Source organism: Bradyrhizobium diazoefficiens USDA 110 (genome assembly GCF_000011365.1).
GTDB classification, from domain to species: domain Bacteria; phylum Pseudomonadota; class Alphaproteobacteria; order Rhizobiales; family Xanthobacteraceae; genus Bradyrhizobium; species Bradyrhizobium diazoefficiens.
Genome location: NC_004463.1, coordinates 8,959,372 through 8,972,458 on the forward strand (window position 1 = coordinate 8,959,372; position 13,087 = coordinate 8,972,458).

Sequence of the window (13,087 nt, forward strand, 5' to 3'; positions counted from 1 at the left end):
TTTCCGAAATCGCGCGCGATTGCATGCCGACCGCGGTTATTCCGCGCGCCGAGCACGAATTTTGGTCAATGCAGGATACGGTTATCGGGCCGTTAAGAATCGGCTGGCCGGCATGCGACTTTGTGATGGTCTAATTGGAAATACGGATCGTGGTGTTGCGCGCACCCTCGCGCTGGACCAGCGCGAACAGGGCGGCCGCATGCGCGGGATGCAGGCGGACACAGCCATGCGAGGCCGGCCCGCCCAGGCGGTAAATGTCGGTCGTGCCGTGAATGGCGAAGCCGTAATGGAAGAAGATCGCGTGCGGCATCGGCGAATTGTAGTACCTGCGCGAGAAGTAGCGCCGCATCATCGCCTGCGGATGGAAGGTGTCGCTCGGCGTGCCGTAGCCGCTGCAGCCGGTCGACACCGGCCAGCTGTAGCGCGGCGCGCCGTCGACACGCACCGACATGCGCTGTGACGATTTGTCGATATCCACCCTGAGGTCGGCCCGCGCCGGCGTCACGCAATATCCCGCCAGCACAAACGCCGCAGTCACGACCCGCATCGCGAGCCGTGCACATTGCCCGTTCATGACCAAAGCCCCGCAGCCTTTTGTCCGGCCAGCACGGTGTCGGGGCCGGACTGCGGCTGTAAAGACACCGTGAGGCGGGGCCGGTCGAAAGCCTAATTCTTAACCCTGACGCAGCGTTGGGCTATAAGGTGATCAGCATGAGTCCCCGCCGCCTCGTCCCTCTCCTGCTTTTCGCGACACTCCTGACCGCCGGCGGCGCGCTGGCCCAGGACAAGGGCAGCGTGAACCCAAAGCCGCTGCCGCCGCTCGCCAACCCCAACGATCCCAGCACCGGCGCCAAGGAGCTGTTCGCGCGAAAGCTGCTGCCCTCGAAGGGGCCGGCACATGTCATCGGCTCCTACACCAAAGGCTGCATCGGCGGCGCCGAACGGATGCCGCTGAACGGCGACAATTGGCAGGTGATGCGGCTGTCGCGCAATCGCAATTTCGGCCACCCCGAGATGATCGCGCTGATCAAGCGGCTCGCGGCCAGGGCGCACAAGGACGCGGGCTGGCCGGGCATCCTGGTCGGCGACATCGCCCAGCCGCGCGGCGGGCCGGCGCTGTCGGGCCATGCCAGCCATCAGATCGGCCTCGATGCCGACATCTGGCTGACGCCGATGCCCGACCATCGGCTCTCGCGCGAGGAGCGCGAGGAAATGTCCGCGGTGATGATGGTGCGCCCGGACCGGCTCGACATCGACCCGAAGGTGTTCACGCCGTCCCACGTGCTGGTGCTGCGCGACGCCGCGCAGGAGCCGGCGGTGCAGCGCATCTTCGTCAATGCCGCGATCAAGAAGGCGCTGTGCCGCGAGGCCAAGGGCGACCGCTCCTGGCTGTCGAAGATCCGGCCATGGTGGGGCCATGACTATCACTTCCACATCCGCATGCGCTGCCCGCCGGGCGCCGGCGAATGCGAGGGCCAGCCGTCGCAGTCCGAGGACGAAGGCTGCAAGGAGGCCGATCTCGCCTACTGGTTCTCTGATGCCGTGCTGCACCCCAAGCCGCCGCCGGAGCCGCCAAAACCGAAACCGCCGATGACGCTGGCGCAGATGCCGGCGGCGTGCAAGGTCGTGCTGCACGCCGGCGATGCGAAGCCGTAACGCTCTCCGCCGTCGTCCCGGGGCGCGAAGCGAGCACGGGATTCATAACCACAGGGAGTGGTTGTGGCGCGAGCTGGCAACTCAGAACCCCCGTGACCACACCCGCCTGTGGCTATGGATCCCGGATCTGCGCTCCGCTTCGCTGCGCTTGTCCGGGACGACAGTGGTGATTGGGGCGCGCGGCCCGGGCTGACGAACGAGTTGATTGGTTCGCACCAGCCAAATACGCTAGTATCGGCCTGCCGCCGCGCCGTAAGCCCGCGGCATCTCGGGACGCGCATCCCGTTCTTCAACAAGCCTGACCGCAAGCCCCGCGTCTTTCGCGTGGCCAACGATGAGATTTGACATGCGCATCCTCACCTTCCTCGCCGCGCTCACGCTCGGTGCGGCCTCCGCTCTGGCCGCCGAAGAGCCGAGCGGCTGCGACAAGTTCAAATGGCCGATCGAGCGCGAGCGCGCCGCGCTGACGGCGCCGGACCGTGCGAAGCTCGTTTCGGGGAGCGAACAGGCCGCGCTGCCGTCATCGGCCATTACGCTGGGGCTGGTCGCCCCGAGCGAAGCAAAGCTGCCCACGCCGCCGGAGCGGGCGCCAAAGGACGGCACCTTTGCCGGCTTCACCGGCATCAAGACAACGAAAGCCGGGCTCTACACGATCAGCCTGTCGGCCGGCGCCTGGGTCGACGTGGTGCAGGACGGGCATGTCCTCAAGCCCGTGGCCTTCAGCGGCGCGACCGATTGCGACGGCATCCGCAAGACCATGAAATACGAGCTGTCGGCGCAGCCCTTGGTGCTCCAGGTCAGCGGCGCCAGGGACAATTTTATCTCGATCGCGATCCTGCCGAGCGAGTAGGCAAGGGTCGGACCAAAGGTCGCCTTTGACCTGTTCCGCCAGCCTGTTATGGTCGCGCCCAGCGATATCCCGAGGGACCGTAAGTCCGTCGGGCTCCCCGGAACAGCGCGTCCGCCGATCGCACCCCTGACTCAACCAACGCCGTCTTGCGTGCGCTATTGGCGCGCGCAGGCGCGCATGGAGCGCTCCCGATGTCCCGCCTTTCCGTATTTTTTTCCGCCTTCATCGTTTTGCTCGCGGCTTTGTCGCCCGCCGCCGCCGAGGACAAGACCATCACCGTGTTCGCCGCCGCCTCGATGAAGAACGCGCTCGACGAGATCGACGCGGCCTACACCGCGAAGACCGGCGTCAAGTTCAGCGTCAGCTATGCCGCAAGCTCGGTGCTCGCCAAGCAGATCGAGCAGGGCGCGCCCGCCGACGTGTTCGTCTCCGCCGACACCGACTGGATGGACTACGCGATCTCCAGGAAGACCATCAACGAGCCTTCCAGAGTCAACCTGCTCGGCAACAGCATCGTGCTGATCGCGCCGAAGGATTCCAAGATCGACAACGTCACCATCGCGCAGGGCTTCGACCTCGCCAAGCTCGCGGGCGACGGCAGGATCGCGACCGGCGACGTCAAGTCGGTGCCAGCAGGCAAATATGCCAAGGCTGCACTGGAGAAGCTCGGCGCGTGGCAGGCGGCCGAGCCGAAATTCGCCATGGCCGAGAGCGTGCGCGCCGCGCTGACGCTGGTCGCCCGCGGCGAGGCCGATCTCGGCATCGTCTATTCGACCGACGCCAAGGTCGAGCCGGGCGTGAAGATCGTCGGCACCTTCCCGGCGGATTCGCATCCCGCGATCATCTATCCCGTTGCCGCGACCGTGACCGCGAAGGGCGAGACCAGCGACTATCTCGCCTTCCTGCGCTCGACCGCGGCCAAGACGATCCTGGAAAAATACGGCTTCAAGTTCCTGATCAGCCCCACGACGTGATATCTGCGACTTGATGTCCGAGATCTCACCTGCCGAATGGACTGCGATCCTGCTCTCGCTCAGGGTCGCCGTGATCGCGACGCTGGTGGCGACGCCGTTCGGCATTGCGCTGGCATGGCTGCTCGCGCGACGCGATTTCTGGGGCAAGTCGCTGCTCGATGCGCTGGTGCACCTGCCGCTGGTGCTGCCGCCGGTCGTGACCGGCTATCTGCTGCTTCTCACCTTCGGCCGCCGCGGCCTCGTCGGCGGCTTTCTCGCCGACCATCTCGGCATCGTCTTCGCATTCCGCTGGACCGGCGCCGCGCTGGCCTGCGGCGTGATGTCGTTTCCGCTGCTGGTGCGCCCGATGCGGCTGTCGATCGAGGCGATCGATCGCAAGCTGGAGCAGGCCGCGGAGACGCTGGGCGCGGCACCGTGGAAAGTGTTCTTCACCGTGACGCTGCCGCTGGCGCTGCCCGGCGTGCTCGCCGGCATGGTGCTCGGCTTTGCGAAAGCGATCGGCGAGTTCGGCGCGACCATCACCTTCGTCTCCAACATTCCCGGCGAGACCCAGACGATTTCCTCGGCGATCTATTCGCTGATCCAGACGCCCGATGGCGATGCCGCCGCCGGCCGCCTCGTGATCGTCTCGGTCATCCTGGCGCTGGGTGCGCTGATTGCCGCCGAGTGGTTCGCCCGCCGCGCCACCGCGCGATTGCACGGGAATTGACCATGCTGCGGGTCGATGTCGAAAAGCAGCTCGGCGAGTTCTCGCTGTCCGCATCCTTCACCAGCGAAGGCCGCGTCATCGGCCTGTTCGGTGCGTCAGGCGCCGGCAAGACCTCGCTGGTCAACATGATCGCCGGGCTCTTGCGGCCCGACCGCGGCACCATCGTGATCGACGGCGAGACCGTGGACGACACCGCGGCCGGCATTCATGTGCCGCCCTGGCGCCGCCGCATCGGCTATGTGTTCCAGGACGCGCGGCTGTTCCCGCATCTCAACGTTGCGCAGAATCTCGACTATGGACGACGGATGAACCGCCTTGCGCCCGATCCTGCCCAGCACAGGCGCGTCATCGACCTGCTCGACATCGGCGCCTTGCTTGACCGCCGTCCGGGAAAACTCTCCGGCGGCGAGCGCCAGCGCGTCGCGCTCGGCCGCGCGCTGTTGTCCAAACCGCGCCTGCTGCTGCTCGACGAGCCGCTCGGCGCGCTCGACGAAGGCCGCAAGCTCGAGATCCTGCCCTATCTGGTGCGGCTGCGGGATGAGGCCAACGTCCCCATGGTCTATGTCAGCCACGACGTCGCCGAGTTGCGCCAGCTCGCCACGCAAATCGTGATGCTGAAAGAGGGGCGCGTGACGTCGTTCGGCGGGGTGAAGGTGCTGACGTGAGGGGCTTGTGACGTTGCCGCTCTTTTGCTTGTCGTCCCTCAGCCCGCGAACAGCGGCCGCGCGGCGTCGGTCAGCATGCCATGCGCCCGCTTGACGTTGTCGAGAAACTGCCGCACGCTTTCCTGCCAAGTGAAAGTCAGGGCATAGGCCCGGCATTTTTCGCGCGGCACCTGCAGGGCGGCGAGCGCCGCGCGGCGCAGGTCGGCATCGAGACAGCCGCATCCGGACTCTCCGATCACATCGAGCGGCCCCATCACCGGGAAGGCCGCAACCGGCAGGCCGCACGCCAACGCTTCGAGGATCACCAACCCGAACGTATCGGTCAGGCTCGGAAAGACGAAGACATCGGCTGACGCGTAGACATCGGCGAGTGCTCGCCCGGTTCGCGTGCCGAGAAAATGGACCTGCGGAAACCGCGCCTGCAGGCTCGCACGCAACGGCCCGTCGCCGACCACGACCTTCGAGCCCGGCAGGTCCAAGGCAAGGAAAGCCTCGAGGTTCTTCTCGATCGCGATGCGGCCGACATACAGAAACACCGGCGCCGGAAAGGCGAGCGGCTGCACGCTGCGCGGACGAAACAGCACGGCATCGACGCCGCGCGACCAAGGCATCAGGTTGCGGAAGCCATGCGCCTTCAGGGCCTGCTCCAGCGTCGGCGAGCCGACCATGATGCCGTCGCCGCCGTTGTGGAAACGGCGCAGTACCGCATAGCTCCACCTCAGCGGCACCGGCAGCCGCTCCGCCAGATATTCAGGAAAGCGGGTGTGATAGCTCGTCGTGAACGGATAGCCGCGGGTCTGGCAGACATGGCGAGTGATCCACCCGATCGGCCCCTCGGTCGCGATGTGCACGGAATCCGGACCCATGCTTTTGATCGCGCGCTCGATTCGCCCCACCGAGGCCAGCGCGAGGCGGATCTCCCGGTAGCCGGGCAGCGGCACGGTGGGGAAATCGCCCGGCGTGAGGAAGCCGATACTGGCGCCGAACGAAGGCGCTTCGCTGGCGAGATATTCGAGCGAGCGCACCACGCCGTTGATCTGTGGGCGCCAGGCGTCGGTTGCCACCAGCACGCGCATCAGGCGACCGCCCCTGCGAACGGCACCACGCTCGACGGCCCCGGCATCTGCTGGGGCCGCGCCTCGACCCAGCGGATGATCTCGAACCGGCCGTCATGGTGCTCGACGACACCGGTGCAGGATTCCACCCAGTCGCCGGTGTTGATGTAGCGAATGCCGAACTCGTCATGCATCGCCGCGTGATGGATGTGGCCGCAGATCACGCCCTGCGCAGCGTGCCGCCTTGCCTCCGACGACAGAACCTCCTCGAAGCGGCCGATGTGATTGACCGCATTCTTGACCCGCAGCTTCGCCCAGGACGAGAACGACCAATAGGCGAGCCCGAACCGGCTCCGGATCCAGTTGAGCCAGACGTTGGAGGCAAGCGCCGTGCGGTAGCCGGCATCGCCGAGCAGCGCCAGCCAGCGGGCGTGGCGTACGACGAGATCGAAGTGATCGCCATGGACGACGAGATAGGCGCGGCCGTCGACGCCCCGGTGGATCGCGTGCTCAACCACCTCGACGCTGCCAAAGGTCAAGCCGACATAGTCGCGCACGAACTCGTCGTGATTGCCGGCTACATAGACGATCCGCTTGCCGCGCCGCGCGATATCGACGAGCGCCTGCACCACTGCATTGTGCGTGCCTGGCCAATACCAGCTCGACCGCAGGTACCAGCCATCGACGATGTCGCCGACCAGGAACACAGTGTCGGCGTCATGGTGATGGAGAAAGTCGATCAGCCGCTCGGCCTGGCATCCCCTCGTCCCAAGATGGACATCGGAGATGAACAAGCTCCTGACCTTGACGACGTCGGACGGCAAAGCCGCATCCCTGTCCGGACTCTGCGCCGGCCGGTCGCCGCGATTGTCATCGCGCAGGAATGCCATCGCGGCAGCTTCCGCCAATCCCGCGACCGCCTTCGTCACATCGCGGTTGGCGCGGCGCCGGAAGATCGAGCGATGCCAATAGACGCCGACGGCAAGAACCAGGAGCGCGAACTGGGCGCCGCGATGCCGCCCGTCGGACGCCGCGACACCGAACTGAAGGCCGGCGAGCAGGATCAGCACCGCGGCGGTGAGATGCTCAAGCGTGTGCGAGCCGGACCGAAACCGGGACAACAGGGGTCTCATGCGATCTCCTCCACAGCCTTGGGGGCGGCGATGGCGCGCGACGACGCGAGGCGCGGCCGCGCGATCGCGTGCGTGTAAAGGCGAAGTCCGAGAATGATCGCGACCTCCACAGCGACGAGGATGGCGACCACCCAGAAGCCGATGCTGACGGGATCCTGACCGCTGTCGCGCAGCACATAGCCGAGGCTCAGGAACGGCATGTTCCAGATCACGGTGCCGATTGCGGTGGCGGTGACGAAGGCGCGCGGCTCCAGTTGCAGCACGCCGGCCGGCAACGCCAGATAGATCCGCACGGTCGGCAGCGTCTGGCCGATCAGCGTGACCCAGAAATGGTTGCCGCGATAGGCATCGGTGAGCTGCTGATAGAACGAGGGCCGCAGCAGCACGTATTTGCCGTAAGTCCTCACCAGTCGCTCGATCCGCTGCGAGCCGAGCGCGCGGCCAAGCCCGTACCAGCCGAGCGCGCCGACGACCGATCCAACACTTGTCGCCACGATGGTCATGGCCAGCGACGCGCCGTCGGACACGGTGAGACCGAGCAGCATCAACAGAACGTAGGACGGAAACAGCGGAATGAATTTCTCGGCGATCGCCAGGCAACCAATGCCCAGCAGGCCGAAGTGCAGAAACATTGCGATCGTGCTCGACGTGTCCATGATGCCTCGATCACGCGCAGGGGGGACGGCGGCTGATCCGGTACACCGAGGCCGGAGGCAGGTTGCGATAGGTCTGCCCGATGCAACTTGCCTGCAGATCGAGATGATCGAGGATCGCATCAGGGACGGGACAGCGCGGGCCGTACGTGATCTGGTAAAACGCGCCGCCCGGACGGAGATAGGCAAACGCGCCGTCGAGAATCGCCAGCACTTTTCCTGGCGGCATCGTGAGCAATCCGAGGCCGCTGACGACGGCGCCGACCGGCGCCCCTTCAAACAGTTTTTCTCTCACCAGCCAGGCCGCATCCATCCACAGCACGCGCGCTCCGGGGAAGCGCTGCTGCAGCAACGGGATGAAATCGGAGCCGTATTCGACCAGCGTCAGATTCTGCTGCCGGACGCCGCGATCGAGCAATGCGCGGGTGAACACGCCGGTGCCGGGGCCGAGTTCGATGACGGGGCCAGTCTCGGCCGTGATCTCCTGCGCCATCAGCGACGACGCGGCGGGTCCCGACGGCGCAACCGCTGCGACACGCAAAGGATCGCGAATCCAGGCGCGGAAGAACGGCAGGATGTCAGCAGACAACATGCGAGATCTCCCTCGCGATGCAGTCGGTTTCGCAGGTGCGGTTCAGTACCAAGGCCATTCAATTGTCTTTCCGCTTGCGCGTGTCCGCCATCGAACGCGGAGCGTCGCGCAGGTGAGCCATGTCGGGCCTGGCAGGATGATCAAGCCCGACCCAATAGTGGCTTCAGTCTCACGCCTACATTGCGAGAGTCTGTCGCGAATGCGCATCTTGCAAAAAAAGCATCCGCGACGTTCGCGCTGGATGGAGCCGCAAGGTTGCCGCAATGAATTGGACAAAAAGCCGGCAGCGAGCGCGAAGGAGAGACTCCTCGATGCGGGCACTGTTGGTGGAACCACACCCTCCGCTGTCGTCCCGGCGAAGGCCGGGCCCATACCGCGTGATCGATCGAGAGCGTTCGGTGCGAGTACCGGCAAAGAAGAGATAGCTACCAGTCTTCGCCAAACTTCTCCCTGTGGTTATGGGTCCTGGCTTTCGCCAGGACGACGTTGGGGAGGCTTATCGCTTCAACAACTCACACCGCCATGACGACGCCGGGACCGCTAAACCCCCGCCACCGAGGTCCACAGCTCCGCCAGCTTGCGGCGCAGCGCCTGCCAGCGCGTCAATGGCGCGGGCGTTTCCTCGTCTTCCGGCAGGCGCAGGCCCACGACGTTGACGCGGCCGCCGGAGATGCTGCGTGCGACCAGCACGATCTCGTCCAGCGCAAGCTCGGCGCCCTCTTTCGGCGCGCGGTCGAGATGGACGTCGAAATAGTCGGCCAAGGTCAGCTTGCCTTCGTCCTCGCTCACCTTCACGCCATAGATCTCGGCGAGCTCGGCCAGCGTGTGCTCGCCGGAGACCATGAAGTCGCCGAGCAGATGCGGGTCCGGCGCGGTGCTCGGCTGCATGTCGACGAAGAAGCGGTCGAGCGACTCGGCCTTTTCCGGCGGCGCCAGCAGATAGATGTAGTCGCCGGGCGCGATCGGATCGGCCTCCGTCGGCGTCAGAATGTTCTCGTTGCGGATCACCAGCGTCGGCTTCGACCAGGACGGGATCAGGCCGCGGCGGAAGTACAGGCTCTTGGATTGCACCGGATAGCCGACGAGCTGCTGCTCGAGCTGGCCGGGCAGATCCAGTTCGACACGCCTCGGGCCGCGCTCGGCGCGCGGCAGCGCGACGTGCAGCTTGCGTGCGGCCGGCGCCAGGGTCCAGCCTTGCAAGAGCAGCGAGATGATGACGACGACGAAAGCGACGTCGAAATAGAGATAGGCCTTGGACAGGCCGACCAGCATCGGGATCGACGCCAGGAAGATCGCGACGGCACCGCGCAGGCCCGTCCAGGCGATGAAGATCCTTTCGCGCCAGTTGAAGCGGAATGGCGCCAGGCAGACGAACACCGCGAGCGGCCGTGCGACCAGCATCAGCACGAGCGCGACGGCAACAGCCGGCAAAACGCTGGCGCCAAGCCGGCTCGGCGAGACCAGGAGACCGAGCAGCACGAACATCACGATCTGCGCCAGCCAGGTCGCGGCATCGAGGAAGGTCACCACCGAATTATGCGCGCGCGTAGGCCGGTTACCGATGATGATGCCGGCGAGATAGACCGCGAGGAAGCCCGAGGCATGCATGATCTGCGAGCCGCCGAAGATCACGAGCGCGCCTGTGGTCACGAACGGCGCATGCAGGCCCTGCGGCAGCGCCACCTGGTTGAGCGCGATGACGACGAGACGTCCGCCGAAGAAGCCGACGACGGCGCCCAGCACCGCCTCCTGCAGGAACTCCATCAGCACGTGCCCCGCCGAGCTCGATCCCAGCGAGATGTATTCGACCAGCATCAGGGTGAGGAAGATCGCGAAGGGGTCGTTGGTGCCGGACTCGGCCTCCAGCGTCGCACCAACGCGCGGACGCAGGCGCAGGCCCTGGGTATGGACCAGCAGGAACACGGCGGCCGCATCGGTCGAGGCTACCACGGCGCCGACCAGCAGCGACTCCGTCCAGTTGAGGTCGAGCGCGTATTTGGCGAACGGCGCCGTGATCAGCGCGGTCAGCAGCACGCCGACGGTCGCGAGCACCACGGATGGCGCAAGCACGGTGCGGATGCTGGCAAAGCGCGTCTTCAGGCCGCCGTCGAACAGGATCAGGGCCAGCGCCACCGAGCCGACCAGATAGGTGGTGCGGACGTCGTCGAACTGGATCTGCCCGGGACCGGAATCGCCCGCGAGCATGCCGATCACAAGGAAGACGAGCAGCAAGGGCGCGCCGAAGCGCAGCGCAAGCAGGCTCGACAGGATACCCGCCATCACCAGGACGGCGCCGAGCAATATGGCGAGGCTGACAGAGTCGAGAGAGGCCATCCACCTTCCGGGTAAAAATAGCTGGATTTGCATCCTTATCGTCGCTGCACCGGCGCGCCAACCCATTTTCTCCCGCTCGCGGCAATCTGCCCGTATTTTGCGGCCTTAACGCGCTTCACATAGCGGTGTATCGATGGCCGGGCCGCACCCTTTGTGGGATTCTGCGGCGCCCTCGAATCAATTCCTCCCCGCTTCCCGACGAGACCGATGGACATGGACCTCAAAGACTTCATGGAGTTCGTGCAGACGACCGCACGCAGCGTCGGGGCGGAGATTTCCTCACCCTGGTTCTACCTGCAATTTGGTCTCATTCTCGCGGCAGCCGGCATCGCCTATGCCGCGGAAGCCGGCGTTCGCAACCGCGTCGACATGACATCGCTGGCGATGGGCTGGCCGCTGCCGCTCCGGCACTTCTCCCGCGTCATGGTCTCCAGTGCCTCGACGGCGGTGTTCACCCTGCTCGTGATCATCTCCCGCTTCGTGATGTACCATGCGACCTGGCCGAGCCGCAGCTATCTCTTGATGGTCGCCGCCAAGATGGGGTTGGCCTGGCTGGCGATCCGGCTCGTGACCTCGGTGCTGCGCAACGCCTTCATCGTCAAGCTGGTGTCGATCACGGCGTGGTTCGTCGCCGCGCTCTCCATCCTCGGCCAGCTCGACGCGACGATCGATCTGCTCGATTCCTTCGCGATCGTGCTTGGCGGCCTGCGGCTGACCCCGCTGCTGGTGATCAAGGCCGGCGCGCTGCTGCTCATCGCGCTGTGGGCCACCAACATCGCCAGCAATTTCGCCGAGAGCCGGATCAACTCGACCACCGATCTGACGCCGTCGGTGCAGGTGCTGCTGGTCAAGATCATCCGCATCGGACTTCTGGCCATCGCAATCGTCATTGCGCTCGGCGCGGTCGGCATCGACCTCTCGGCGCTCGCGGTATTCTCCGGCGCGGTCGGCGTCGGCATCGGTATCGGCCTGCAGAAGATCGTCGCCAATTTCATCTCGGGGATCATCCTGCTCGCCGACAAGTCGGTGAAGCCCGGCGATCTCGTCACCATCGGCGACAACACCGGGCGCATCAGCGCGATGAAGACGCGTTATATTTCCGTCGCCGCCGGCGACGGCCGCGAGTTCCTGGTGCCGAACGAGGACCTGGTGACGCAGAAGGTCGTCAACTGGACCTATACCGACAAGAACACGCTGGTGAAGATCGCCTTCGGCACCAATTACGACGCCGACCCCAGGCTGGTCTGCAAGCTCGCCATCGAGACGGCCATAGCCCATCCCCGCGCGCAGAAAGCCAAGCCGCCGAACTGCATCCTGACCGAGTTCGCGGAGGCCGGGATGAAGTTCTCGCTGACCCTCTGGCTCGCCGACCCCGACGGCATGGACAATGTCAAAAGCGACGTGATGCTGGCGCTATGGGAGGCCTTCAAGCGCGAGGGCATCCGGGTTCCCTATCCGGTCCGCGAAATCCGCGTCCGCGGCGGCGCCCTGCCGGTGGAAACCACCGTAGAAGTCCCGAATTAGGCCCGCTTTCGGGCGCAAGGCCCACGCTCGGCTTGCATGAAGGCCCGCGATCATTAGATTAGGGCCTGAAATCAAGCCCTTTCCACCGCATCGAGCCCCGCAAAGACCATACAAGCATGAGCTACGTCGAAGCCACCGATACCTCCCTGCGCAAGACCGGACAGATCAAGCTGCATGGACCGAGCGCCTTTGCCGGCATGCGCAAGGCGGGCGCGCTGGTAGCCAAGTGCCTCGACGAGCTCACCGACATTGTCGGGCCGGGCGTGCCGACCGAGCGCATCGACCAGTTCGTCCGCGACTTCGCCTTCAGCCATGGCGCCTATCCGGCGACGCTGATGTATCGCGGCTACCGCTACTCGACCTGCACCTCGCTCAACCACGTGGTCTGCCACGGCATGCCCGGCGACCGTCCGCTGAAAGAGGGTGACATCGTCAACATCGACGTCACCTTCATCGTCGACGGCTGGTACGGCGATTCCAGCCGGATGTATGCGATCGGCCCGATTGCGCGCAAGGCCGAGCGGCTGATCGAGGTGACCTATGAAGCCATGATGCGCGGCATCGCGGCGGTGAAGCCCGGCGCCACCACCGGCGACATCGGCCACGCCATCCAGAGCTTCGTGGAGCCGCAAGGCATGAGCGTGGTGCGCGATTTCTGCGGCCATGGCCTCGGCCGCATGTTCCACGACGAGCCGAACATCATCCATATCGGCCGGCCCGGCGAAGGCGTCCAGCTCAAGCCCGGCATGTTCTTCACCATCGAGCCGATGATCAATCTCGGCAAGCCGCATGTGAAGATCCTCTCCGACGGCTGGACCGCGGTGACCCGCGACCGTTCGCTGTCCGCGCAGTTCGAGCATTCGGTGGGCGTGACCGCGACCGGCGTCGAGATCTTCACGCTGTCGGAGCGCCACGGCGAGAAGCAGATCGGGTGATCCCGGC

General features: G+C 65.6%; 13 protein-coding genes. 7 read left to right on the top strand and 6 right to left on the bottom strand.

Features of this window, described 5'->3' with window-relative positions; translation table 11 throughout:
- Positions 1-130: 130 nt before the first annotated feature.
- Positions 131-574 carry a L,D-transpeptidase gene (locus BJA_RS41400; protein WP_011090878.1) on the bottom strand — a complete coding sequence of 148 codons (444 nt, stop codon included), beginning with the start codon at positions 572-574 and terminating at the stop codon, positions 131-133.
- A 137-nt stretch (positions 575-711) separates the two neighbouring features.
- Here BJA_RS41400 and mepA point away from each other — a divergent pair, with 137 nt between their 5' ends.
- The 5 genes from mepA to modC all read left to right on the top strand — a co-directional run bounded on the left by mepA (position 712) and on the right by modC (position 4,854).
- The gene (mepA, locus tag BJA_RS41405) at positions 712-1,656 is read left to right on the top strand and encodes a penicillin-insensitive murein endopeptidase (protein ID WP_038967706.1); all 945 of its coding nucleotides are present in this window, start codon (positions 712-714) and stop codon (positions 1,654-1,656) included.
- 346 nt (positions 1,657-2,002) lie between these two features.
- Positions 2,003-2,506, top strand: coding sequence for a hypothetical protein (locus BJA_RS41410; protein ID WP_038967700.1), 504 nt, complete (start codon positions 2,003-2,005; stop codon positions 2,504-2,506).
- A gap of 191 nt (positions 2,507-2,697) precedes the next feature.
- Positions 2,698-3,480, top strand: a complete 783-nt coding sequence (gene modA / locus BJA_RS41415) for a molybdate ABC transporter substrate-binding protein (RefSeq protein ID WP_011090881.1) — start codon at positions 2,698-2,700, stop codon at positions 3,478-3,480.
- 13 nt (positions 3,481-3,493) lie between these two features.
- A complete protein-coding gene (gene modB, locus BJA_RS41420) occupies positions 3,494-4,189 on the top strand; it encodes a molybdate ABC transporter permease subunit (protein WP_011090882.1) in 696 nt (231 codons plus the stop codon).
- A gap of 2 nt (positions 4,190-4,191) precedes the next feature.
- Positions 4,192-4,854 (top strand): molybdenum ABC transporter ATP-binding protein, encoded by a 663-nt coding sequence (gene modC / locus BJA_RS41425; RefSeq protein ID WP_011090883.1) that lies wholly within the window; start codon positions 4,192-4,194, stop codon positions 4,852-4,854.
- Between the two features lie 38 nt (positions 4,855-4,892).
- Here the strand turns inward: modC and BJA_RS41430 are convergent, their stop codons facing one another.
- From BJA_RS41430 to BJA_RS41450, 5 genes are all read right to left on the bottom strand, one after another.
- Complete coding sequence (locus BJA_RS41430; RefSeq protein WP_011090884.1) at positions 4,893-5,930, bottom strand: glycosyltransferase family 4 protein; 1,038 nt, start codon at positions 5,928-5,930, stop codon at positions 4,893-4,895.
- The gene (locus BJA_RS41435) at positions 5,930-6,799 is read right to left on the bottom strand and encodes a UDP-2,3-diacylglucosamine diphosphatase (RefSeq protein ID WP_011090885.1); all 870 of its coding nucleotides are present in this window, start codon (positions 6,797-6,799) and stop codon (positions 5,930-5,932) included. The genes BJA_RS41430 and BJA_RS41435 overlap by 1 nt, the downstream gene beginning before the upstream one ends.
- 239 nt (positions 6,800-7,038) lie before the next feature.
- Positions 7,039-7,698, bottom strand: a complete 660-nt coding sequence (locus tag BJA_RS41440) for a DedA family protein (protein ID WP_011090886.1) — start codon at positions 7,696-7,698, stop codon at positions 7,039-7,041.
- Between the two features lie 10 nt (positions 7,699-7,708).
- On the bottom strand, positions 7,709-8,287 hold the full coding sequence (locus BJA_RS41445) for a class I SAM-dependent methyltransferase (RefSeq protein ID WP_011090887.1): 579 nt from the start codon (positions 8,285-8,287) through the stop codon (positions 7,709-7,711).
- 540 nt (positions 8,288-8,827) lie between these two features.
- On the bottom strand, positions 8,828-10,621 hold the full coding sequence (locus tag BJA_RS41450) for a potassium/proton antiporter (protein WP_011090889.1): 1,794 nt from the start codon (positions 10,619-10,621) through the stop codon (positions 8,828-8,830).
- Positions 10,622-10,828: 207 nt separating this feature from the next.
- Between BJA_RS41450 and BJA_RS41455 the strand changes: the two genes are divergently transcribed.
- Both BJA_RS41455 and map read left to right on the top strand, forming a co-directional pair.
- The gene (locus BJA_RS41455; RefSeq protein WP_028175937.1) at positions 10,829-12,145 is read left to right on the top strand and encodes a mechanosensitive ion channel family protein; all 1,317 of its coding nucleotides are present in this window, start codon (positions 10,829-10,831) and stop codon (positions 12,143-12,145) included.
- A 116-nt stretch (positions 12,146-12,261) separates the two neighbouring features.
- A complete protein-coding gene (map, locus tag BJA_RS41460) occupies positions 12,262-13,080 on the top strand; it encodes a type I methionyl aminopeptidase (protein ID WP_011090891.1) in 819 nt (272 codons plus the stop codon).
- Positions 13,081-13,087 lie beyond the last annotated feature (7 nt).

Bases quoted from the DNA above. Each gene is read 5' to 3' on its own strand.
- BJA_RS41410 (WP_038967700.1), top strand. From the start codon at position 2,003: ATGCGCATCCTCACCTTCCTCGCCGCGCTCACGCTCGGTGCGGCCTCC.
- BJA_RS41445 (WP_011090887.1), bottom strand. From the start codon at position 8,287: ATGTTGTCTGCTGACATCCTGCCGTTCTTCCGCGCCTGGATTCGCGAT.
- BJA_RS41430 (WP_011090884.1), bottom strand. From the start codon at position 5,930: ATGCGCGTGCTGGTGGCAACCGACGCCTGGCGCCCACAGATCAACGGC.
- modB (WP_011090882.1), top strand. From the start codon at position 3,494: ATGTCCGAGATCTCACCTGCCGAATGGACTGCGATCCTGCTCTCGCTC.
- BJA_RS41435 (WP_011090885.1), bottom strand. From the start codon at position 6,799: ATGGCATTCCTGCGCGATGACAATCGCGGCGACCGGCCGGCGCAGAGT.
- modA (WP_011090881.1), top strand. From the start codon at position 2,698: ATGTCCCGCCTTTCCGTATTTTTTTCCGCCTTCATCGTTTTGCTCGCG.
- modC (WP_011090883.1), top strand. From the start codon at position 4,192: ATGCTGCGGGTCGATGTCGAAAAGCAGCTCGGCGAGTTCTCGCTGTCC.
- map (WP_011090891.1), top strand. From the start codon at position 12,262: ATGAGCTACGTCGAAGCCACCGATACCTCCCTGCGCAAGACCGGACAG.
- mepA (WP_038967706.1), top strand. From the start codon at position 712: ATGAGTCCCCGCCGCCTCGTCCCTCTCCTGCTTTTCGCGACACTCCTG.
- BJA_RS41455 (WP_028175937.1), top strand. From the start codon at position 10,829: ATGGACATGGACCTCAAAGACTTCATGGAGTTCGTGCAGACGACCGCA.
- BJA_RS41400 (WP_011090878.1), bottom strand. From the start codon at position 574: ATGAACGGGCAATGTGCACGGCTCGCGATGCGGGTCGTGACTGCGGCG.
- BJA_RS41440 (WP_011090886.1), bottom strand. From the start codon at position 7,698: ATGGACACGTCGAGCACGATCGCAATGTTTCTGCACTTCGGCCTGCTG.
- BJA_RS41450 (WP_011090889.1), bottom strand. From the start codon at position 10,621: ATGGCCTCTCTCGACTCTGTCAGCCTCGCCATATTGCTCGGCGCCGTC.